This is a genomic window from Acidithiobacillus concretivorus, assembly GCF_018853445.1.
Lineage (GTDB): Bacteria > Pseudomonadota > Gammaproteobacteria > Acidithiobacillales > Acidithiobacillaceae > Acidithiobacillus > Acidithiobacillus concretivorus.
In genome coordinates, this window is record NZ_JABELD010000118.1 from 1 (window position 1) to 21,937 (window position 21,937).

29 protein-coding genes are annotated in these 21,937 nt (G+C 52.3%); 16 read left to right on the forward strand and 13 right to left on the reverse strand.

Annotated elements, in window-relative coordinates; genetic code table 11:
• Window positions 1-960, forward strand: a 960-nt coding sequence (locus HJG40_RS12700; protein ID WP_226857441.1) for an ADP-ribosylglycohydrolase family protein, incomplete at its 5' end; no start/stop codon positions are given.
• 217 nt (window positions 961-1,177) lie between these two features.
• Here the strand turns inward: HJG40_RS12700 and HJG40_RS12705 are convergent.
• The 9 genes from HJG40_RS12705 to HJG40_RS12740 form a co-directional block, all read right to left on the reverse strand.
• Complete coding sequence (locus HJG40_RS12705; protein WP_215864534.1) at window positions 1,178-1,438, reverse strand: hypothetical protein; 261 nt, start codon at window positions 1,436-1,438, stop codon at window positions 1,178-1,180.
• Between the two features lie 62 nt (window positions 1,439-1,500).
• Complete coding sequence (locus tag HJG40_RS12710; RefSeq protein ID WP_215864535.1) at window positions 1,501-1,749, reverse strand: hypothetical protein; 249 nt, start codon at window positions 1,747-1,749, stop codon at window positions 1,501-1,503.
• A 410-nt stretch (window positions 1,750-2,159) separates the two neighbouring features.
• Window positions 2,160-2,345 carry an antitoxin PaaA2 family protein gene (locus HJG40_RS15460; protein WP_368356169.1) on the reverse strand — a complete coding sequence of 62 codons (186 nt, stop codon included), beginning with the start codon at window positions 2,343-2,345 and terminating at the stop codon, window positions 2,160-2,162.
• A 114-nt stretch (window positions 2,346-2,459) separates the two neighbouring features.
• Window positions 2,460-2,681, reverse strand: a complete 222-nt coding sequence (locus HJG40_RS12715; RefSeq protein WP_215864536.1) for a hypothetical protein — start codon at window positions 2,679-2,681, stop codon at window positions 2,460-2,462.
• 10 nt (window positions 2,682-2,691) lie between these two features.
• A complete protein-coding gene (locus HJG40_RS12720) occupies window positions 2,692-2,886 on the reverse strand; it encodes a hypothetical protein (protein WP_215864537.1) in 195 nt (64 codons plus the stop codon).
• A 188-nt stretch (window positions 2,887-3,074) separates the two neighbouring features.
• Window positions 3,075-3,563 carry a M48 family metalloprotease gene (locus HJG40_RS12725; protein ID WP_264317570.1) on the reverse strand — a complete coding sequence of 163 codons (489 nt, stop codon included), beginning with the start codon at window positions 3,561-3,563 and terminating at the stop codon, window positions 3,075-3,077.
• A gap of 13 nt (window positions 3,564-3,576) precedes the next feature.
• Window positions 3,577-4,047 (reverse strand): hypothetical protein, encoded by a 471-nt coding sequence (locus HJG40_RS12730; RefSeq protein ID WP_215864602.1) that lies wholly within the window; start codon window positions 4,045-4,047, stop codon window positions 3,577-3,579.
• Entirely contained in the window at window positions 4,044-4,829 is a 786-nt protein-coding gene (locus HJG40_RS12735; protein WP_215864538.1) for a L,D-transpeptidase, read from the reverse strand. Before HJG40_RS12735 ends, HJG40_RS12730 begins: the two co-directional genes overlap by 4 nt.
• Before the next feature lie 209 nt (window positions 4,830-5,038).
• Window positions 5,039-5,527, reverse strand: coding sequence for a COG4315 family predicted lipoprotein (locus HJG40_RS12740; RefSeq protein ID WP_215864539.1), 489 nt, complete (start codon window positions 5,525-5,527; stop codon window positions 5,039-5,041).
• A 320-nt stretch (window positions 5,528-5,847) separates the two neighbouring features.
• Here HJG40_RS12740 and HJG40_RS12745 point away from each other — a divergent pair, with 320 nt between their 5' ends.
• The 12 genes from HJG40_RS12745 to HJG40_RS12805 all read left to right on the forward strand — a co-directional run bounded on the left by HJG40_RS12745 (window position 5,848) and on the right by HJG40_RS12805 (window position 13,889).
• On the forward strand, window positions 5,848-6,585 hold the full coding sequence (locus HJG40_RS12745; RefSeq protein ID WP_215864540.1) for an MBL fold metallo-hydrolase: 738 nt from the start codon (window positions 5,848-5,850) through the stop codon (window positions 6,583-6,585).
• Window positions 6,582-6,944: an ArsR/SmtB family transcription factor gene (locus HJG40_RS12750; RefSeq protein WP_081577664.1), complete on the forward strand. Its 363-nt coding sequence runs from the start codon at window positions 6,582-6,584 to the stop codon at window positions 6,942-6,944. Before HJG40_RS12745 ends, HJG40_RS12750 begins: the two co-directional genes overlap by 4 nt.
• Window positions 6,941-8,152 carry an MFS transporter gene (locus HJG40_RS12755; RefSeq protein WP_226857443.1) on the forward strand — a complete coding sequence of 404 codons (1,212 nt, stop codon included), beginning with the start codon at window positions 6,941-6,943 and terminating at the stop codon, window positions 8,150-8,152. The genes HJG40_RS12750 and HJG40_RS12755 overlap by 4 nt, the downstream gene beginning before the upstream one ends.
• Before the next feature lie 137 nt (window positions 8,153-8,289).
• The gene (locus HJG40_RS12765) at window positions 8,290-8,571 is read left to right on the forward strand and encodes a BufA1 family periplasmic bufferin-type metallophore (protein ID WP_081577720.1); all 282 of its coding nucleotides are present in this window, start codon (window positions 8,290-8,292) and stop codon (window positions 8,569-8,571) included.
• A gap of 111 nt (window positions 8,572-8,682) precedes the next feature.
• A complete protein-coding gene (locus tag HJG40_RS12770) occupies window positions 8,683-9,171 on the forward strand; it encodes a DoxX family protein (protein ID WP_215864541.1) in 489 nt (162 codons plus the stop codon).
• A gap of 85 nt (window positions 9,172-9,256) precedes the next feature.
• On the forward strand, window positions 9,257-9,559 hold the full coding sequence (locus tag HJG40_RS15605; RefSeq protein ID WP_153940342.1) for a BufA1 family periplasmic bufferin-type metallophore: 303 nt from the start codon (window positions 9,257-9,259) through the stop codon (window positions 9,557-9,559).
• Window positions 9,560-9,651: 92 nt separating this feature from the next.
• Window positions 9,652-10,530, forward strand: coding sequence for an MNIO family bufferin maturase (bufB, locus tag HJG40_RS12780; RefSeq protein WP_215864542.1), 879 nt, complete (start codon window positions 9,652-9,654; stop codon window positions 10,528-10,530).
• Entirely contained in the window at window positions 10,523-11,239 is a 717-nt protein-coding gene (locus HJG40_RS12785; protein WP_215864543.1) for an HvfC/BufC family peptide modification chaperone, read from the forward strand. Before bufB ends, HJG40_RS12785 begins: the two co-directional genes overlap by 8 nt.
• An 80-nt stretch (window positions 11,240-11,319) precedes the next feature.
• Window positions 11,320-11,952, forward strand: coding sequence for a thioredoxin fold domain-containing protein (locus tag HJG40_RS12790; protein WP_215864544.1), 633 nt, complete (start codon window positions 11,320-11,322; stop codon window positions 11,950-11,952).
• Between the two features lie 135 nt (window positions 11,953-12,087).
• Window positions 12,088-12,747: a sigma-70 family RNA polymerase sigma factor gene (locus tag HJG40_RS12795; RefSeq protein WP_215864545.1), complete on the forward strand. Its 660-nt coding sequence runs from the start codon at window positions 12,088-12,090 to the stop codon at window positions 12,745-12,747.
• Window positions 12,744-13,040 (forward strand): zf-HC2 domain-containing protein, encoded by a 297-nt coding sequence (locus HJG40_RS12800; RefSeq protein ID WP_215864546.1) that lies wholly within the window; start codon window positions 12,744-12,746, stop codon window positions 13,038-13,040. The genes HJG40_RS12795 and HJG40_RS12800 overlap by 4 nt, the downstream gene beginning before the upstream one ends.
• Before the next feature lie 312 nt (window positions 13,041-13,352).
• Window positions 13,353-13,889, forward strand: coding sequence for a carboxymuconolactone decarboxylase family protein (locus HJG40_RS12805; protein WP_215864547.1), 537 nt, complete (start codon window positions 13,353-13,355; stop codon window positions 13,887-13,889).
• Window positions 13,890-13,921: 32 nt separating this feature from the next.
• Here the strand turns inward: HJG40_RS12805 and HJG40_RS12810 are convergent, their stop codons facing one another.
• The 4 genes from HJG40_RS12810 to HJG40_RS12830 all read right to left on the reverse strand — a co-directional run bounded on the left by HJG40_RS12810 (window position 13,922) and on the right by HJG40_RS12830 (window position 15,925).
• A complete protein-coding gene (locus tag HJG40_RS12810) occupies window positions 13,922-14,224 on the reverse strand; it encodes a type II toxin-antitoxin system RelE/ParE family toxin (protein WP_215864548.1) in 303 nt (100 codons plus the stop codon).
• Window positions 14,221-14,667: a type II toxin-antitoxin system RelB family antitoxin gene (gene relB / locus HJG40_RS12815; protein ID WP_215864549.1), complete on the reverse strand. Its 447-nt coding sequence runs from the start codon at window positions 14,665-14,667 to the stop codon at window positions 14,221-14,223. Before relB ends, HJG40_RS12810 begins: the two co-directional genes overlap by 4 nt.
• Entirely contained in the window at window positions 14,660-14,836 is a 177-nt protein-coding gene (locus HJG40_RS15160; protein WP_226857452.1) for a hypothetical protein, read from the reverse strand. Before HJG40_RS15160 ends, relB begins: the two co-directional genes overlap by 8 nt.
• Before the next feature lie 825 nt (window positions 14,837-15,661).
• Window positions 15,662-15,925, reverse strand: a complete 264-nt coding sequence (locus HJG40_RS12830) for a hypothetical protein (protein ID WP_215864550.1) — start codon at window positions 15,923-15,925, stop codon at window positions 15,662-15,664.
• A 238-nt stretch (window positions 15,926-16,163) separates the two neighbouring features.
• On the opposite strand from HJG40_RS12830, the gene HJG40_RS12835 reads away from it, so the two are divergent.
• The 3 genes from HJG40_RS12835 to HJG40_RS12845 are packed head-to-tail and all read left to right on the forward strand — an operon-like array spanning window position 16,164 to window position 21,920.
• The gene (locus HJG40_RS12835) at window positions 16,164-17,441 is read left to right on the forward strand and encodes a TolC family protein (protein ID WP_215864551.1); all 1,278 of its coding nucleotides are present in this window, start codon (window positions 16,164-16,166) and stop codon (window positions 17,439-17,441) included.
• The gene (locus HJG40_RS12840) at window positions 17,438-18,817 is read left to right on the forward strand and encodes an efflux RND transporter periplasmic adaptor subunit (protein ID WP_215864552.1); all 1,380 of its coding nucleotides are present in this window, start codon (window positions 17,438-17,440) and stop codon (window positions 18,815-18,817) included. Before HJG40_RS12835 ends, HJG40_RS12840 begins: the two co-directional genes overlap by 4 nt.
• On the forward strand, window positions 18,810-21,920 hold the full coding sequence (locus tag HJG40_RS12845) for an efflux RND transporter permease subunit (protein WP_215864553.1): 3,111 nt from the start codon (window positions 18,810-18,812) through the stop codon (window positions 21,918-21,920). The genes HJG40_RS12840 and HJG40_RS12845 overlap by 8 nt, the downstream gene beginning before the upstream one ends.
• Window positions 21,921-21,937: the final 17 nt, after the last annotated feature.

Below are 21,937 nucleotides of genomic sequence, written 5' to 3' on the forward strand. Positions count from 1 at the left end.
CAGGAATGCGGCCCCTGGATTACGGATTATCTTACGCCGCGCCCTGGCCGTTATCATGGTGGTCTGCTTGCCGGTGACCTTTCCCAAACCGGACTGCTACTGGTCATGCTGATGGAATCGTTAATCCACTGCGCGGGTTATGAGGAGGACGATTTTACTCATCGACTGGATACGGAACTATTTCCCCAATTGGACGGAACACCCATGCAGGGACCGGGAGGCTACACTAACCAATCCATTCGGGAGGCTTGGCGGAAGCGGGTGTCGGAAAAACGCCCATGGGGAGCATGTGCCGGTGACGCAGACACGACGGAAGGTGCCGAGCGCGCCATTGCCATTGCTGCTTTTTTTGCCCTGCAGCCGAAAAAAATGGCAGAAGCGGCGTGCAGTAACATTATCCTGACTCAGCGCGATCCGGCCATCGTCGCCATGAGCGTTGCATTCAACGCCGTTTTGAGTCAGTTGATCTCTGGGGTTTCCTTGACGTCGCAAATGGGCGCCAGACTTATGGCGCAAGTAACCAGTGGCGTATTACCATTTTATCAGGTAACTCAGGGTCATCTGCACCCACCGCAAGGCGCCGAAAAGATACAGGCTGGTCAGTTTTCATCCCCCGATGCATTGCTCACGGCAGGTTATGCCGCATTGGCCGCCGCAGATCCCGACATCATCATTGAACCCGCCTGGAAGGTGAGTCTGGTATATGGCATGCCCTGTGCCATATATCATCAACTTCCCGCCGCTTACTACCTGGCCAGCCGTTTCCGGGAAGATTATGAATCCGCCGTATTGCACGCCATCAATGGGGGCGGACAAAATATGTCCCGTGCGATGCTGACAGGAGCACTCGTGGGCGCTCAGGTAGGCCTGGAGGGTATTCCCTACCGTTTCATCACCGGGCTGCGTAATTCTCAGCGCTATCTGGCACTGGCGTCGGAAATGGAACAATGCGCTGTATGACAGGAAATGATCAATCCAGGCGCTGAAATTCACTCATAACGGGCCCATTGTAGGTACTGCTTGACACCCCCAAGAGGCCGTTCTCCCAATCCCTCCGAATGACCGTAGGATAAAACGCCTCCCTTTTCCTCATATAACGAGAGGCACATCACCGAGGAGTTACTTGGTTGACCGCATCCATCATACCCTCCCGTATGCCGGAAATTATAGCCGGTCTCTATTGAGGCGCTTTATGTATCTTCCCGGCCTCCCGGGTATGTGCACTGATTAGAAAAAAATCATCTTCATTCAAATGAATTGTCCCGGCATTTTGGGTCATTTGCGCTACATATGAAGACAAGTCAGCCAGTCTTCTCAAACGTGACCGTTTAGCGTCATGTTCCTGATCGGCATTTCTTGCCGCAACCGGGTCATTGCCAATGAGCGCGGCATGACAGGCTATATTAACTTCATGAGCATTAAGTTCTGCAGTGGCCATGATACTCCCTCCCCCCTCTCCAATCATTTTCCGAAAACCGGCGCTGGTACTCGCACTCAACGCTACAATCCAGTCATTCGCGCCTCAACGCCAAGCTCCTTCAACTTTTCCAATATGGCATGAGAATCTACGCAGCTCGGATCATAAGCCACCTTAAAGTGGTGGCCATGATGCTCACGATACTCCCCACCTTGATGTGCACTCAGCACACATTCCATACCCGCCAAAGCCTCCTCGATATGAAGCAATTCATCATGTTCTAATTTGCGAATACTGCTGAACATCATATCACTAACTTGATTATTATTCATGACACACCTCCCATTCTTAATACTGTTAATGGCTGGTATATGCTATATCTTCCATACACCACATGTTTTGAGTATAGCCTTCATTTTAACAATTACAAGCGCTCACAAAAGTTCTGCGTGGTAGATTTATCCTGCGCTTTTTTATTACGTCATTATGGAGTTATGGTGTTATGATACTGCGTCAAATTTGTGTTACAGCCTGTAAAATAAAGCATACAAAACCAAACTGTAGGTTTTATACCTAAAGCCAAAAGTCACCAAAAAATTCACCTTGTAGAAGCTCACGGTGTGAAACATACGCCATAAGATTACCCGATTAGCACGATGTTTAAACTCAATTGAAGTTTCACGGATTTTCATATAGTGGCTAGATCGGCGTCGGCCAACTCAAGCCAGAAAATGGGTAGTAATCAGGAAGCTTGTGCTGCCTGAGCTGTGCTAGTCGCTCGGCCATGCGTCGCTCTATCTCGTCGTGCGGGATGCTCGGGCCGGGGGCTGGTTATGCTAGCGGCAGTCTTAGCCTGCAGCCAGCCCGTGTAGCGGGCCTCCTGCTCGGGGGTCTCAAACTCGGAGATGATAGAAAGGTAAAACGGCATTCATTCTGGGCGCCTCTCTGGTATCGATCATCAGCGAGGGCTTTAAAGACCTCATGCGGTCCCCGAAATCAGCAACACCACAGAAATGTGTCTGGTTCCGAAATGACCAACGCGTTAACTCGGACTCATATCGTCTGGATTTTTCCATTCATGACGCAAGCTTTCCTTAGGGAGCTTGTCACCACTGAAACCTTCTCGTTGCAAAAAATCGGCCAAGGCTACTGCTGCTGTCCCTGCCAGTTTGGCATTGTTCTGAATATTCTGGGCAATATGTTCCGCCTCATTGGCGCTCAGAACTAACTCCACACTGTGTTCCTTTTCTTCACGAATCTGCATGGAATCCTCCTTATTCAAAAGCGTGCGGGGGCTGCTGGAAGTGATCGTCGATCCGATAGTCTTGTTCGGCTAGCAGGTAAGCCATGTCCAGAGTATCTTTAGCAAAACTTTCGGCGTTTTTAACGAGGGGTTCAACAATTTTCGACAGATCTTTTTTGTCAAAACGAATGGTGATGCTTTGGGCATCCTTGTGGACGAGCTCCATGAGGTTCTCCTCTTTGTAGTGAATAATCATGCTATGGAAATCCAAGCTGTGCTCTTAGGTTTAGTAGATGAGGAGATACTTGTCAAAATTCGCTTAGATCTGCGGTCGGGATGCCGTTCTTCTCTGGCCACGGCAATGGATGGGGTGATACCCAGCGCTTCTATTGGTGCCAGGGTGGTTCCTTATGGTTACCAATGAAAGCCTGACAAATGGTGCCAACGTGGTAGATCCTTGGCTGTGGGCAGACTCGCGCCATGGTCCCAAGCCCATACTTCCGGATGTCTCATGGGAGGCACTGTGGCGAAAAGACGGTGAATGCGGTCTTCCGTCTTTGGGTGGGTACGCAACCATGAGGGAACAACCACTCTGCCCAGTGTGGGAAATCGTAATTTTAATTCCCGTTTCTGAGCATCCTCCATCTGTCGTAGTGCACTGGCTAAGCCCTGAGGATCTAGTGTGAGTTCCATAGCGCCACTATCCGCCTCAAACTCACGCGTGCGAGAAAGTGTCAATTGCAAAGCCATACTCACAGAGGGTGCGACAATCAGTAAAAATATCAGTCCCCAGGGCATGGGGTACTTATGCATCATCCACAGGGGTAAATTGATCAGGATCAACACCTGGCCTAACAGACAGAATGTCCAGGTCACCTGACTGAAAAGATCCGCAACAATCATGACCCAGATATCCTTATGACGGATATGGGAGATCTCGTGCGCCAATACGGCAACCGGCCAGAGGAATGGAAGTCGTATGGAATAAACGGGAGGCCTGCCAGAGATAAAACACCAACACAGGAGACAGCGCCACAATATGACCGTTTTTTGTGACAAGAGCGGCCTGCAAAGTGTGTTTTCCACGATCTACCTGATTCAGAGTGAAAAATGGTCGCTTCCAAAATCGGCGTCGAAATTTTCCATCCAGTCGCATTCTGATTCGCAGGCCATCCTGAAACACGGACCCCGGCAAGACCAAAAGACCCACAGTGATCTTATCCTGATTATTATGGATCGCCTCTCCCGCACGCGGGGTCAGTATCTTCAGTACAATAGGCGCATTCACGCTGGTAGTGGTCGCGCTGGACGCCAATGGGACAACAAGCACCACAATAGCCAACAAGCACCACGGCACATATCGGCTGAGTCGCATCAAACGGATCATGGCATCACCGTCACTGGCGTACCGATATGCATTAACCCATAGGCCCGTTGTGCTGCTTTTAATGGCAACTCCACACAACCATTACTTTGCCGAAATCCATACGCCAGACGGGGGAAATAGTGTACCGCCCGGCCATCCCAGAAATAATTGACGAAGCGTACATCTGGATCGTTATAACACTCACCATGAGGGAAACAGCCGGTCATGCGCGTGCTTGGAAAGCGCGCATACACCGCCCAGGTACCATTGGGCGTGATTGCGCCGGGCACGCCCGTATTGGTCAGACTATGTAAAACCCATTTGCTCCAGTTCTTTTCCGCGTTGTACCTCCAGATGGACAAAGTTTCTGGCGTACCTTTGCGCACATAAACCCACACAAACGGCTTTGGCGCGTCTTCCCGATGCCGGCGACGGGCGGCGAGGACGGCCGCATAAAGACGATGGCGGTTACCCTGATCAAACCAGTCGCTGCTTTGATTAGACCAGGGTAGCCCATGCACCTTGGCAAAAAAATCCAGGGCGCCGAAGAGTAAGGGCGATCCCGGAGCATCCGGGGTGAGTTTCTGCAACGTTGGCGGTGTGTTCGGCGGCCATAACCACCAGATTTGTGGATTGGCCGTATGTAGGCCGGTCCATCCTACTTGCCCCGGTAAATAATGCAGCTGCGCGAGTACCCTGGCAACACGCAACCAAGTCGGCGGCTGCGTCGTCACCGCCTGGGCACTGCCAGCAGCTACAGTAAGATACAGTAGCAAAAACAGTGAAATGCAATATTTTTTCATGTGTCGCATTCCTGCCGCCCTGCCCCCTCAATCGGTACCGCTGTACCTTGCATGAACACACTCCTCAATCGTCGCCTCACGCCGATAGGCAACCTGCGCAGACTAAGAGAAGACACAAAGCCTCCCTCTACCCCTGTAGGCCAGCAGCGAGGCAGTGGCCCCACCTCAGGAAACCATTATGCCTCATCGGCACCAATGGACAGCCTGCATTACCAACCGGTGCTTTTATGGGGCGCAGGCTGAGTACTTGCTGTACTCAAAGGCTTGACCGTGGGCGTCACAGCCCACCAGGTTCCGCCAAATATTCCGTTGCCATTCGCCTGGCTGGCAGTTTTGTCCCCTTGGAATGTATATAGGGGATGCCCTTGATAATTCACTTGCCAACCATTGACACCTTTTGTGGAAGAGAACTTGCCAGGGATTTTTTGGACGTGTGAAGCAATGGGACCGCTGGTCTGCAGAGGGGGCCACATTGCCGCGCAGGAAGCTGTGCAGGTCGCCTTATCTGCGCTATCACGGGTGAAATAATATAAGGTGTGACCATCCAGGGCAGTCAGCACTTTTTCTTGGTGCCCAGATACCTTAGCCAATCCAATATGTACCGGAGCTGCAAGAGTTGCTGCAGATGCCGCTGAAACCAAACCCAAAGACACCGCTACCATGAGTGATAGGCTGAAATAGGATTTTTTCGATATCATAGCGATTACTCCTTGGTTATTTAGAAAAACCAGATATTACCAACATCATTGGTACAGCATATCGTGCTGAATATTCACGCCATCTTATCTTCATGCGAAACCAAAGCCCACAATTACAGACTGCTTTTTAAATGTAGTCGGCCAAGGTAACTGGTGCAAGTATTCATAAAGTTTCCCTTGAAACCTTCCGTATCAATGTGTTGTTTGGAGCCTCGTCATTTCAACCGGTACTGGCCCTATACGATTCCTTGACGGAGAGCGGATGGCCTTTCTATACTAGTCAATAAATATATTAACTTTATTACATATGGAGGTGTCTCATGTTTTTCCAGCAAAGACGTGGTGACGATGGAACCCTGTCTTACTTCTACGGCTGTGGTGGTAAAGGTTTTGCCGTCGCGGTAGATGTGGTGGCTGGTGATGAGGAGTGGTTTATGGCCGAGGCCCGGAAAGCGGCCGTGCGCATCAGCTTTGTCATTGATACGCATATTCATGCCGACCATCTTTCGGGCGGGCGAACCTTGGCGGCGCTGGCAGAAGCGCCTTACTGCATGCACGAAAGTGACGAGGATCAGGTACAATTTCCGATCCGGGGTCTCAAAGACGGCGAAATACTGGAGACCGGCAATGTGATCACCCAGGTGCTGCATACTCCCGGTCATACCCCTGACAGCCTTTGTCTTTTGGTCAGCGATATCCGACGCAGTAAGGCGCCCTGGTTTGCCCTGACGGGCGATACCCTTTTTGTGGGCGGCGTGGGACGACCGGATCTGGGGGGTACGCCAGAGGAAATGGCAGCGAAACTCTATGACAGCCTCCAGCAGAAACTGCTACCCCTTCCGGATGATCTGGAAATCTTTCCGGGTCATGCTGCCGGCAGTGTCTGCGGGGCCGGCCTTTCGGGAAAACCCTCGTCGACGATCGGCTTCGAAAAGCGCTGGGACCCGTATTTGAGTATGGACCGGATGACCTTCATGCACGAGCTGACCGCCAACATTCCGGAACGACCGGCGGAGATGGCGCGCATTGTCGCCAGCAATCTGGGGAGGGCGGCATGAAAAATCAGGAAACCATCCGCTTTGCGCTGTTTTCGGAAGTGTTTGCGGCCATTGCCCATCCCAAGCGTCTGGAGATCATTCACTATTTGGGTGAAGGGCAAAAAACCGCCAGCGAGCTCACCGAACTGACAGGCATGTCGAAAGCCAATGTTTCACAGCACATGAATATTCTCAAGGCGAGAGGTCTGGTGCACTGCGACAAGTGCGGTACTTTCTGTCATTACCGCCTCACCAGCCCCAAGGTTTTGGAAGTCTGCGAGATTGTTCGGGAGCTCATTCTCGACCAGATGCAGATTACCGCGCATAACCATGCAGTACTGAGTACCGTGGTAACTCTCCACAAAAAAGGCACCGCATGAACGTCACGGCGGACCATGCAAGCGCTTACATCCGGGGCATTGGCTGTAACCGTGGACAGTTTCTGCTGCAGACAGTTCAGGTCTTTTTTGTGGGTCTGATCATCGGCATGGAACGCAATGTGTTGCCCAGCATGGCGGAGCACTTTGGTGTGGATAGCCACGCCTTTTTCTTCCTGGCTTCCTTTGTGATTTCCTTTGGTCTGGTCAAGGGCGCCCTGAACTTTGTGGCGGGCGGGCTTGCCGATCGCATCGGCCGCAAGCGGGTTTTGCTGCTCGGCTGGATAGCTGGCATTCCCATTCCGATCCTGATTTTCTTTGCCCCCAACTGGTGGTGGATTATCGGGGCCAACATTTTCCTCGGCTTCAACCAGGCCTTCACCTGGACTATGACTGTTACCAGCCAGATTGATCTGTCGGCCAATCATCAGCGCGGTCTGGCGGTCGGCATCAATGAGGCCATGGGTTACATTGCCGTGGGTGCAGCGGGTCTGGCCACGGGGTATCTGGCCGTTTTGTATGGTCCCCGCTGGTCCTTGCTGGTCTTTGGGCTAGTGGTCATTGCGCTGGCGTTGGTGCTGCTGCTGTGGATAAAAGATACCATTTACTGGGTGCGGGCCGAGCATACACAACAAGAGGCTGACAACCCGGCAGCGGCACCCGCGCAAAGTATGCCCAGCACTTTCCTGCAGGTTTCCTTTCAGGATCGGACCTACCGGGCGCTTTGCCAGGGCGGAGTCACCAACAAAATTGCGGACACACTGGTCTGGGTGTTGTTCCCGCTATTTTTCAAGTTCCACGGCCTCGGCGTTATCTATATCGGCTGGATTACCGGCGTTTATGCCATGGTCTGGGGGCTCTGCCAGTTCTGGACCGGGCATCTGGCCGATCGCATTGGTCGCAAGCCACCGGTTTTGTTGGGCTTTGCCCTGTTATCCGCAGGATTGGCAGGAACCGCATTAGTGAACCACTTTGCTGCATGGATGGTCACGGCTGCGCTGATGGGGCTCGGCATGGCACTGCTTTATCCCAATTTGATTGCCGCCATGTCGGATATTGCTCCAGCCATGCAACGGGGTCGGATACTGGGCACGTATCGTTATTGGCGCGACACGGGTTACGCCATCGCCGGTGCCATGTTGGCAGACAACAAAGACGTTCGCTTGTTTCTTGACGGTCAGGGCGTGCTGATCCTGAGAGGCTTGGGATAAAATCCGCAACAGTGTGCGCAGTTTGTCGGGCGAACTGTTGGCAGAACAAATTTAATTCCGCAATTCTGTAAGAATTTCAGCATAGCCACGACTAAGAGATTGAGGGCCATTATTTCAATCTCTAAGAGGAGGCTACAATGAAATCCACAAATAACGATCATCATCTGTCAAAGCAACTGATTTTGGCTGGCATGTTAGCTCTTGCCGGGACTGTCGGGGCGACAACTCCAGCATTCGCGAGCCATGCCCCATGGGTCAAATGTTACGGTATTGCCAGAGCACACATGAATGATTGTGCAACCACCACCCATTCCTGTGCAGGCCAATCTATCCATAATGGTGGCAAGTATTCCTTTCTGCTGATCCCACAGGGACTATGTCAAAAAATAGTCGGAGGTAGTCTGACGCCTGGCAAATAAGACAAGATCATCCACCGCTATGCTATTCATGCATTCCGCTTTTGCGCTAATGGATCAACAAGCATCGGGTGAACCATGAAAAACGATCAGTTTTCATCGGGAGGATTTTGCATGGCTACTTGCTCTATTGCTTTCCATAAAATGGAAAAATGGTACGAAATTATTGTGCACTGGTTGCATTATCTCGCACCTGTGGCAGATCTGGCGGCACGACTCTGGGTGGCGCGGATATTCTGGATGGCAGGTATGGTCAAACTGCAAAGCATGACGGCCACTGTGGCCCTTTTCAGATATATGTATCACGTGCCATTAATTCCTCCCGTATGGGCAGCCTATCTGGGTACGGGTATCGAAATCCTTTTTCCCATACTGTTGGCGTTGGGTCTGGCGGGTCGTTTTGCTGCCGGTTTTTTATTCATCTACAACATCATTACGGTGCTTTCTTATCCGCAAATGGGTGTTGCCGGAATGATGGATCAGGTGCCTTGGGGCATTTTTCTGCTATTTACGACGGTTTATGGTCCTGGCCTCTTTTCTTTGGATTATGGTTTGAGTCGTATTTGGAAACGTATGCCACCTGCCGCCCAAAAAGCGGTCTAATCAAGCATTGTCTTGCACCATTGGGGTGTAAGACATATTTCCCTTTGGGGAAAACCACGTGGTTGTTATGAAAAAGGAGTTAATCATGAGTAAGGAAATGATAAATCGCAAACATACTTTCCAGCGTGCACTATTTGCTGGGGCTGTCGCTATGGCTGGAGTGGGTTTTGCCGGGACTGCGATGGCCGGAATGATGCCACAGGGCTATGTCAAGTGTTACGGCATTGCCCGTGCGCATCAAAACCAGTGCATGTCCATAGGTGGTGTTACGCGTGGTTCCGCAAAAACCAATGGTAATCCGGATGCCTGGCTGGCCGTACCCAAAGGGGTTTGCCTGAAAATCGTGGGTAGCAGCCTGACCCCCGGAAAGACCCCCGCTAAGAAATAAATAGGGGTGCCGAGGCCTTACTGGCCTCGGCATATTTGCAGAATGCTGAAAAAACCTTTTTTGAGCATTTTGGTAGCCAGGAGAACAAGTTCATGATCCAGGACACTACGGCAAATCACACGAGCACCTTATCCAAGGAGGGGATTCCTGTAGATACAGGAATTGGTCTACGTGCCTGCCATTATCCCGATTTCCAAAGCGGCAAACCGCCAACAGCCTGGGTCGAGGCACATAGTGAAAATCTGTTTGCTGCGGGAGGCTTGCCCCATCGGGTGATGCAGCAGGTGCGCAGTCATTATCCCTTGAGCCTTCATGGCGTCGGCCTGTCTTTGGGGAGTATGGACCCTTTGAATAAGGAACATCTCCAACAACTGCAGCAAGTGATCAGCCGTTATGAACCGGGACTGGTTTCCGAACATCTCTGCTGGGTAGCGTCGGAGGGACGTTATCTTCACGATTTATTACCCATACCTTATACCGAAGACATGCTGCAGCATGTCAGTGATCGGATTGATCAAGTGCAAAATGTTCTTCGACGACAAATTCTGATCGAAAATGTTTCGGCCTACCTACATTTTGCCGATGATCAAATGACGGAATGGGCTTTTTTAAATGCCCTGGTACGGCGTACGGGATGCGGATTATTGCTGGATATCAATAATCTCTACGTCAGCAGCCAGAATCTTGGAATCCACAGTGATGAGTATTTGGTAAACCTCAAAGCGGATGCGGTCCAGGAGATTCATCTGGCCGGGTTTTCGGTAGAAACCGCGTTGGGTCAGGAAGTACTCATTGATACCCACAGTCAGGCAGTCTGGCCTGAGGTCTGGTCTCTTTATCGTCGTGCCTTGCACATCCTCGGACGCAGGGTGCCTACTTTAATTGAATGGGATACCAACATTCCGCCACTTGATGTCTTGTTAGGCGAGGCACAGAAAGCCCAGTATATTCTGGAGAATATCCATGAATGATGACGCACTGGACTGGCAAAAATCCTTTGTAAATGCCGTCATGTCACCGGAAGAAGGCCGTGTTATTTCCGGACTGAGCGGATCGATTTCTGCTGCGGCTGCAACCGCCATTTATCGCAACAACATTCTGGAAGGCTTTAACGAAAGCCTCAAAAATATTTACGGTGCGATCTTCGTGCTGATTGGGGAAGATTGTTTTCGTGAAATTGCATATTCCTACGGCCGCTCCATTCCCTCTTTATCTGGCGACCGCAACGCCTATGGCGCGCACATGCCTGCCTTTCTCGCCCACCATCCACTCACCCGGGAAATAGTTTATTTACCCGATATGGCACGGTTGGAATGGGCCAGTCATGAAGCTTACTCTGCAGCAGAATACTTTATTGGTCATGGATTACATGCTTCCCTGCGCCTGGTGGAGTCGAGCTATCCGTTAATGGCGCTCTGGCAACTGTGCCAGCATCCCGATGCAGAGGGTACGCTGGATTTGGATGCACTTGGTGGTGATAGCGTCCTGGTTGTGCGCCCTCAGGACGATGTTCTGATGCGCAGCTTGTCCCCAGGCGAGGCCGCCTGGTATCGGGCATTACAGGAAGGACATCCACCAAATCAGGCCGCAAACGCCGCCCGAATTGCTGAACCGGGCTGTAACCCTACGATCTATTGGGAAACAGCAGTAGATGACGGGGTGTTACAACAACAGCACTGAGGTTGCGAACACGCATGAAGCATTCAGTTTTGAGTAGCACTTTATCTGAAATAATCGGTGTACCAGGAGAATGACGCGCTATGAAAAACAGAATTAGAACCAACTTGCTGAAATGGCTGGGAATCGGAATATTCAGCAGTAGTCTATTACTTTTTGGCACGACTTTCGCTGAAGCTCAGGCAAACACGGATACTGCTACAGCTGTACCGCCCAAAAAGCTGACGGCGAATGAACTTTGGAAGCATATTCTGGCGCATCACCTCACTTATATTCAGGAAGGCCACCATGGTCCCATCATTTATGATTTTCAGGATCCCAACTGTCCTTATTGCCATGTGATGTACACTCATGAGGCCGCCTTGATCAAGGCTGGGAAATTGACGGTCCGTTATGTGCCCGTGGCAATCCTGACGCCGCAAAGTCCGGCAGAAGCCGCCGATTGGCTGCAATCTCCCCATCCTCTGGCAACCTTAAAACATTTTGAATCCATAGTTGGCCCTGCATTACGTAGCGGTGACTATCACAATCTCCCCAAGGCCACACCCACAGCAAAAACAACTGAAGATCTCAAGCATAATCTGGAAATGATGCGTGCATTGGGTTTCGATGGTACGCCCGCCATGTTGTATCGTCTCAAAAATGGTCATATTGGCAGCATCCCCGGAATGATTTCTGAAAAACAGCTTTCCGGACTGCTACCGCATTTACGGTGAGTATTACAGGGACGCTGGGTCGCTGGGTTATTCCTCTCCAGAAAGTGCCACCGAAGATTTGTTGCCCGGGAGAGAATGCTTTTTTAGGAAATGGCAATGTAACGAGCGCTTTTGTTTGCTTGTGCCCATTTGGGCATGAATGATTTCTATGAACGGGGTCTGGTCTTGAATGACAAAAACAATGTGAATACCCAAGAAAATACCCCAGAAGATCAGTCGCTCCGCGCCTGTCATCCTGAACAATGGTTGGATCAATATGGTGACGGCCTCTACCGACGGGCACTTTTTAGAACAAGCAGTGCCGAAGTGGCAGAAGATCTTGTGCAAGAAGCTCTATTGGCGGCATGGCAATGTCGTGAAAAATTTTCCGGGGAAGCGCAGGAGCGCGCTTGGCTCTATGGTATTTTGGAACATAAAATTCAGGATTATTATCGCCGGAACGCGCGGACTCCGAAAATCAGTAATCTGGAAGTCGATGATCAGGATTCGGACATTGAGGCATCGGCGTTTCAAAGTAATGGTACTTGGGCCAGCAAACCCGGTGCATGGGGTCGTGACCCACAAGAGGCTGCGGAATCTAAAGACTTTATGCGCATTATTCAAGGCTGTTTAAATGAGCTTCCAGAGCAGCAGCGTTCTGCATTTATGTTGCGCGAATGGTATGGCGAAGAGATTGCACTTTGTGCAAAAACGCTGGCTGTCACCGCTAATCATCTCTCTGTTTTACTCCATCGCGCACGGCTCCAAATCAGTCGCTGCCTGGAATTTCGATTTGCAGGAGGAGAACAACATTGAAAAAGCGTTTTATGCTGACTTGCCAGGATGCCTCAAGACTCCTGTCTAAAGCTCAGGAACACACATTGCCCTTTCGCGAACGCTGGGCACTCAAAATACATCTTTTTTTCTGTGTCTCCTGTCGCAACTATGCCCGACAAATCGGTTGGATAGACCAGGTTTTTCACCTGGTCGCTCATCAATGGAACACCTATCACCTGAGCCACGAGGCTAAAGAACGTATTCGTGAGACGTTGAAAAAAGCCGAGCCAGGATTGGGTTGTGATCATAGCAAAGAGGAGGACCACCTATGAACGGGATGATGACTGAACAGGCAAGCAGTAATGAGATTGCAGGATTCTCCGGGGCCAATGCGGTACAAGACGATTTCGCGTCCGCCTGCAGAAATCCGTTGCACCCGGATCTGGCCTTTCAGCACCAATAAATATTGGATGCAGGGAGTGCCCGTCCGTGTGAAAGGGCGTCATGATGCTACTACAATATGAGGAGGGAGGCGCTAAGCAGCATTTTAGTCCGGCAGGGTCGTCTGAGCGCTTTGTTGTTTTTGACAACATACCGGACAGTTGGTACTTTATGTTTTCATTATCTAATAGAGGAGAATAGTCATGACCACACTTACACTTACCCCGCCTTCGGAAGCCACGGGCGATCTGGCAGAGCTGTATGCAGCCATTGAAAAATCCTTCGGAGGCGTTCCGGAAGGTCTGCAATTATTTGGCGTCAGCCCCAAATTGCTGGCTATTCAAATGCAGTTGTTGGGGTATTTCGGTCAGCATCCACGCCTTTCGGGTAATTTCCTGGCATTGCTGCGTTATATTCTTTCAGAAGATGGACACTGCCAGTTTTGCATCGGGTTCAATCAGTCGCTGCTGGTCAATGCAGGAATCCAGCCCGAAGCTATTCAAAAGGCTGTCGAGAATCCTCGTAACGGACCCCTGGCGGAGCGTGAAAACCTGTTGCTGGATTATGTGGTCCGTGCGGTGAGAAATCCCCACGGCGTTAAAGATGCTGAGATCGACCAACTGCTCCAGGAAGGCTGGACGGATCAGGATATTTTCGACGCTGTTGCCCATGGTGCCCAGCATACTGCCGTAGATATTCTCTTTGAAACGTTTCGGGTGGCCCCCTTTATAGCCTCCTGAAAAAACCGATGTGAGCGCGCAGTGACTGGCAATCACGGCATTTGTTGCGCCGTGTGCTTCACTCTCAGAATCTGGACAGTGCGGGCCACGGTCAGCACACGATAAAAAACGATGTAGTTCGGATGCACGAGCAGTTCGCGCAACCAGTCTGGCAAGCCTGGCCGTCCCTGACGGCCTAGCTCGGGATACTGTGCAAGCGGTTTGGTCTTGTCGCGCAGTTCCTGGCCGAAGCGCTTAGCCCGCGTCGGGTTGTCCTTGCCAATGTAGCGTATGATGGCGCGTAAATCCTCTTGAGCCATAGGCCGCCATTCAACGCGGAAGGGCTTGGCCGTCATTCGCGCTTTTTCTTCGACAAGGTGACCATGTCGGCGGCCATCTCGGCCATGACTTCATTGTGCGGAATGCTCGGCCGTGGGTCGTCAATGGATGCCTGAATCTCGCCGGCCAGCCACTGGTTATAGGCTGCGGCTTCATGCGCATCGCGCATGGCCTCGGCTCGGTTCGGCCGACTGCGGGTCATGTCTTTTTGGTCAGGATTCCAGTTGGTAGCGTCAACCTGCGCAACAGCAATACCCACGTCGCGCAATACGATCAGCGCAGAAGCGGGGTTGCCAAAACGGCGCGGTACGATACTCCGGGCCTTCGCCAAAACGGCGTTCTGGCCGCTGCGGGTGGCGATTTCAATGAAGAAGCCGCCGCCCTGTCCTTTCAGGGTTACACCTTTCACGCCACCAGCGCTGGCCGTAGCACGTAGCTGCTCTAGAGTTATGCTATGCATGGTGCACTCCTTTATCAAGCGTGGTTAAAAGCAAGAGCCTATTGTGCATAAGAGGTAGAAACCATGCAATTTGTTTGCATTCCTTGACCGCCACGATCAATGCGGCAATCTCGGCTTTACCGCGCACTACGGCGTCTCCTGGTTCCAGCGTGACATCCGTATTTTCCACGCCGGGCACGCCTTCCAGTTCCAGGGTAGAGAATCCAAACTGGATCGGTTCCCCGGTGAGTGGATAGCGCCACGACCGGGCGGCCAGCGCCGCCAGGGCCGTAGCCAGTTCCCCGGGTCCGGTGGTGCGGCCAGCAAGGGGCTAATGATCGCAAAGCGCAACAGCGCCCAGCGATCCCGTTGAGGGGATTCGATACGGGTCTTCATCATGTGGTCTCCAGAGGGGTGCTGCCCAGGCAGCACGGGAGACCCAGCGCCCGAAAAACCGTACAGAGGGAGAGGTTCTGCGCTTGCGGCAGAGACTACAGCAGAAACTGAAACGCGAGGCGTACGCTATTCTGATATCCCGTAAACAGCCTCTGGGCTTGCGCGGATAGTCTGCCCGATGCCACTTCCCGCCACAGGCACAACGGGTGGTCCTGGTTCCTTCGGCAAGGACTTCATCTACGCGGTACAACCACTGAAATATTTTGGGGTCCTGCAGGAGGTTATGGCACACTATTGAGGTCCTTATTCTTGGTCGAAAAAGTGACACTCCCCCAATAGGCGCTTTTGTTCAAGTTCTTTGAGGGGGGTTACCCTCAGCCCCTCACGCTACGTGACCGTCAGCGCGTCTAAAACCATCAATGTCTCTGACCGTACTCATTTAGGACTGCACGTTCTGTCACTGACTGACCAATACAATTCCGAAAACATTTTCGACTTGAAACTGAGGAGAAGCGAGTTTGACCATTTCCTCACAACGCCCTCCATGCGCTCTGTTTTACATTTTTAAAAAATGTTGTCAGAGTAGTTACTCTGATTGAGATCTTCTGGTCGAGTTATGTTAAAACTTCGCCGCTACTTTCGTTCGCTGGCAATATTGTCCTTGTTCCTTATTGGAACCTGGATGAGCAATGCTGCGGTGGCGATGCCACAGGGTATATCCTGTGTTGAAATGTACGGGATGTCCATGATGGGCATGTCGATGGCGAACATGCCTTGTTGCCAGGGTAATCCTGGCATGGGCATGGGCATGGGCATGATGCTGATGAATCCCCATTCCGAAGCGATGAGTAGTCAGTGCATGGCGCTCTGCGCAGAGACGCATGCGCGAGGCGGATTGCGCTTTTCTGGAATCTCTGTGCAGACTCCCATGTGGATTGGTTCTGTGACATGGACCCGCTCTCAGTTTGTCGCGAAGGATCGTCCCAGTTTTTTCCTCCCTGAATCCTCTTACCATCCTCCACCGCTTCTTCACATACGATTGACCCTTTAAGTTCTCCTCAACAAGTGGGCACTCCTTTTTTCAAAGGAGATAATGTCATTGATTTGCTATGGAGATTTTCATGGATGTCAATCTATTCGAGCAATTATTAGCCAAAAACAGAATAAGGCTCTTGGCCGGGATAGTGCTTTGCTGTTCAACGACCACAGCCTGCGCTGATCCGTTAAGTTTGCAGAACGCGCAAACCATTGCCTTGCGTCAGAACCCGGGGCTCGGCGCACTGACCCAAAAAATTGTAGAACTAAAACATCAGGCCGTATCCGTAGCCCAGTTGCCTGATCCGCATCTGTCTCTGGGTGCTGAAAATTTACCCCTCAACAGTTTCTCCATGAACCAGCAGCAGATGAGTATGCTGAGTGTGGGGTTGAGTCAGACTTTTCCCTCTTTCGGTAAACTGGGGCTGGAAAGCCGGCAAACGCGCGTGGAAGCTGCAGCAGCCACTGACACCCTGCAAGGCCAGTCCGCCGAATTGGTGTTGTTGTTACGCCGCGTCTGGCTGCAAGCGCTCTATACCGACAAAGTCATAATGACGGTCCGGCATCAGGAACAGTTGCAAGCCGAGAGTGTGCAGGCCGCACTAGCGCTCTATCGATCCGCACGGGGATCGGAGGCCAATGTGCTCCGGGCCCAACTGGCACGAGACGATCTAGCGAATGACATTATCAAATTACAAGCCGAACGAACGCACTATCTTGCACAAATTGCCCAGATCCTGAATCTATCGAAGCCACCTTCCATTCAAAACCGATGGCCGCATCTCCCGTCGCCCAAAACCTTGCGTACCGCAGAAGCCCGTCTTATGGGGCAACCCCTCCTGCGCTCTGCACAGGCGCAATCGCGCGCTGCGCAAATCGGGGTACAAATCGCTCAACGGAGCTATTGGCCCAATGTTACCGTCAGCGCTGCCTATGGTCAGGATTTTCATCCGGGTAGCCCAAACTGGTTGTCTGTGGGCGTAAACCTGAGCCTGCCTATCTTTCCGGAAGACCGTCAGGCTCAGAATGTTGACTCCGCCCGAGCCAAGGCACTGCAAGCCCAATATCGTTATGACGATCAGCACCTGGTGCTGATCCAGCGGTTACGCAGCACATTCGCCCGTTATACCGCTCTGAAAAAAGAATGGACACGGACTGATGAACGCCTACTACCCAAGGCACAGCAGGCATTTTCTGCGACACTGGCTGCTTATACCTCGGGACAGGCCCACATGGATGCGGTGTTGCGCACGCAAAATGTGGTATTGCGCTATGCGCTGACCCGTTTGCAGTACCGCCGTGATCTCGCTCTCAGCGTCGCGGAGATGGATTTCCTCACCACTCAAGGGAGGGCATCGTCATGAAGTTCCGTCAATGGACCCTCCCTGTGGGACTCCTTGCGCTGGGTATTGTCATGGGTGCAGCCGGGGTATGGTGGTTACGAACGCCCAGTGTCGTGCCCAGTCTCGTCAAAAACCAGCAACCTTCCCCAAACAGCAGCACCGACAAGCGCCATATTCTCTACTGGGCTTCCCCCATGAATCCCAAGATTCATTCGAATCACCCGATGAAAGACAATATGGGCATGGCCTATATCCCTGTCTACGCTCCCGGTACCAATGCACAAAAGCCCTCGGGATTGCATATCAACTCACAGATGGCGCAAAACCTGGGTGTCCGTCTTGTGCAGGTTCAGGAACGGCAGATGGGTCACACCATTCACACCGTAGGAACCGTGGCCGTGGATGAAAACCGTGTATATTCAGTCAACCCGCGCTTCTCCGGTTGGGTGGAACAGTTGCCTGTCCGCGCTGTGGGGGACACGGTGCAACGTGGCCAAGTGCTTGCCGAGATTTATTCTCCGGCATTATACAGTGCCCAGCAGGAGTATCTCATTGCGCGGCGTCAACAGGGATGGACGGCAGATCCCGCCCTGCTGGCGGCTGCTCAGACGAAATTGCAATTACTCGGAATGTCCAGAAACGAGATTGCTGCACTCGCCTTGCACGGCCATGCTGAGCGGGATGTCGCATTAAGGGCGCCGGCTTCTGGAGTCATTGAAACGCTCAATGTGCATCAGGGCAGCTATATCTCACCGCAGACCGAACTTTACCAAATTGCCAATCTGGACAGGGTTTGGGTGAACGTGGCGCTCTACACCTATCAGTTACCCTGGATACAGACCGGTGACTCTGCCCGCCTGCATTTACCCGCTTACCCAGAGGTGCGCTGGAAAGGGTCTTTGAGCTTCCTGTATCCGACGCTGAATGCCCAAAACCGGACGGTTACAGCGCGCCTGAGCGTACCCAATCCAGAGGGGAAACTCCGCCCCGGCACCTACGCCGATGCCACTATTTTAGCCCGGTCTGAGAAGTCACTGGCCGTACCAAGCAGCGCCGTACTGCATACGTCTCAGGGCGATTTCGTGATGCTTGGCGAGGGTCATGGGCATTTTCTACCGGTACAAGTCCGCTTAGGGCCAGAGTACCGGGGATGGGTAGCTATCTCAAAGGGCCTCCAGCCAGGCGATCGGGTTGTGGAAAGTGCGCAGTTCCTGCTCTATTCCGAATCGCAATTTCAATCCGTGCGGGCGCGCATGTTGGGCTCAAATACTGCCCGAATGGATTCTGCGCCGCCCGTTGTGGCACAAAACCGGTCAACACCTGTTTCGGAAAAACCCAAAAACCGTGCTGCAGCGACCATGGCCAACATGGATATGGGAGGCAAAAACCATGATTAAGGCCGTGATGCGTTGGTGTCTCAATAACCCATTGTTGGTGATTATTGCCAGTCTGGTCGTGATCATTGCGGGAGTCATCTCCATCCTGAGCATTCCACTGGAAGCGCTCCCTGATATTTCGCCGACCCAGGTCATTGTCAAAACCAGTTATCCGGGACAGGCTCCACAAATCATTCAGGATCAAATCACCTATCCCCTCGAAACGACTTTGCAGGAAGTGCCCGGTGCCAAAGCCGTACGTGGCTATTCCATGTTCGGGGATTCCTATGTTTACGTGCTGTTCAAGGGAGGCACCCCGATTTTTCAGGCTCGGAATCTGGTCCTGCAATATCTCAACCAAGCCCAGGGTCAGTTACCAGCCGGGGTAACCCCAGCCCTGGGGCCGAATAGCTCAGGGGTGGACTGGATTTATGAATATGCCCTCACAGATCCCAGTGGCTCACTCAACCTTGCACAACTTACCACCTTGCAAAACTGGTTTCTGAAATTTGCCTTGCAAGGCATTCCCGGCGTGGCCCAGGTCGCCACGGTGGGCGGGATGGAGCAGGAGTATCAGGTGGTTGTCTTCCCTAATCGTCTGCTGGCCTACAACCTCACCTTGCCACAGGTCGAAGCGGCTATTCGTGCGGCCAATGGCGAAACTAGTGGTTCCGTCGTGGACATGGGAGAGTCGCGCTACATAGTGCGTACCTCTGGCTATATTCATTCTTTGAAGGATTTACAACAAACCCCGCTTGGTGTGCGCGACGGCGTGCCCGTGACGCTGCAGCAAGTGGCACGGGTACAACTAGGCCCGGTTCTACCCAGTGGTATTGCCGAACTGAATGGTCAGGGTCAAGTGGTGGGTGGCATTGTCATGATGAATCAAGGAGGAAACGCCAATGCCCTGATACAAAAGATTCAACAAAAACTTAAAAGCTTGCAGGCCTCGCTGCCGGCTGGAGTGAAGGTAGTGACCACATACAGTCAGCGCCCCCTGATTCAACGCAGCATTCAGACGCTCAGTGGCAAACTGCTGGAAGAGTGTGTGGCCGTCATGCTGGTGACTTTGCTGTTTTTATTACGGATCCGTTCGGCGCTGGTGGTCCTGATTGCATTGCCGATCGGTATACTTGGCGCTTTTATCGTGATGTATGCTCTCGATATACCGGCAAATATCATGTCCCTTGGGGGAATCGCCATTGCGATTGGCATTATGGTCGATGCGCCCGTGGTAATGATCGAGAACATGCATAAACATATGGAGAAAGGAGAAGCCCTCAACCCTTGGCAGACTGCCGGGATAGCGGCGATGGAAGTTGGGCCCGCGCTGTTTTTTTCCTTACTGATTATCGCGGTTTCCTTTCTGCCCATATTTGCGCTGAGTGGACAGGAAGGGAAATTGTTTGCGCCGCTCGCTTTTACCAAAACCTTTGCGATTGCCGCCGCAGCCATTCTCGCTATCACCCTGGTGCCCGTCCTGATGGCCTGGTTTATTCGAGGAAAAATTCCCGTTGAACGCAAGAATCCTTTAAACCGGGTGTTAGCGAGGTTGTATCGTCCTGTCATACACAGCGTATTGCAAGCCCCTTGGCTGGTCGTTATCGGGGCCATGCTGGTGGCTGCGACGCTTGTTTATCCCTGGCAAAGACTGGGTACCCAGCTCATGCCGCCCCTGGAAGAAGGGACACTGCTGTATATGCCCGTTGCCCAGAATCCTGCCATTTCTTATGGAGAATCTGCGGCGCTTTTGCAGTTGACGGATCGCATTATCAAAACATTTCCAGAAGTGAAAACCGTTTTTGGAGAAGCGGGACGGGCGCAGACCGCCACCGATCAGTCACCCATTTCCATGTTTGATACAGTGGTCACCCTTAAACAGCCCGATCATTGGCCCGCCCACATCAGCATGAACAAACTGCGTGACCAGCTGAATCAGGCCTTGCAGATTCCCGGTCTGAGTAATAACTGGACACAACCCATCAAGGGGCGCGTGGACATGTTGACGACCGGACTGCAAACCCCTCTCGGGCTCAAGATTACGGGACAGAATTTGGCTACCTTGAGTCTTCTAGGGCAGAAAGTCCAAGCGGTGCTCCAAAAAGTGTCTGGTACCCAGACAGCGTATGCCGCCAGAGTAACCGGCGGACGTTATATCGTCGTCCATACGGATCGGGCCGCCGCCGCACGCTATGGCATTTCAGTGGCCGACGTGAACCGATTGGTGGAAACGGCTATCGGCGGCAAGGTCCTAACTACGGCCGTAGAGGGTGTGCAACGTTTTCCGGTGGATTTGCGCTATCCTCGCGATCGTCGGCAATCACTTTCGGCGCTGATGGACAGTCGTGTGGCAGCGCCCAATGGTGCGCAGATTCCCCTCGCACAGTTGGCGCGGGTAGACATGGTCAATGGGCCAGCCATGCTCACCAGTGATGATAGCCAACTGAACAGTTGGGTGACCATTGATCTGAAACCGGGGACGAGCATTGGCACTTATGTGGCCAATGCAAAACGGATGCTCGCGCATCAGGTCCATCTACCGCCGGGGTATACCATAAACTGGGTCGGAGAATATCAGAGTATGCATCGCGCCAATCAGCGTTTGCAGATCGTCGTGCCGATGGTTTTGTTACTGATTGCCTTACTGCTCTATCTCAATTTTCGTAATGTGGTCGAGGTGGGTATTGTCCTGGTCACTTTACCATTCTCCCTGGTAGGTGGCCTCTGGCTGGTTTATGTGCTTGATTACAAAATCTCTGTAGCGGTGGTCGTGGGTTTCATCGCCCTCGCCGGTGTGGCCGTCGAATTTGGGGTAGTCATGCTCCTTTATCTGGACCAGGCTCTGCAGCATCGGCGGGCCCGCGATGCCTTGCAAAACTGGCACGATCTGCAGCTGGCGATTACGGAGGGGAGTATGCTTCGCCTGCGTCCGCTGGCCATGACGTTTACCTTGGTCGTTGTGGGACTGCTGCCCATCATGCTCAGCAAGGGCACAGGCGCTGATATGATGAAACGGATTGCAGCACCTATTATCGGCGGCATGTTGAGCGCAACGCTGCTAGCCTTGCTCGTTATCCCTGCTCTATATGCCTTATGGCAACGGCGTCGTCTAAGATTGCGGTAATACTCAGAAAAGGAGAA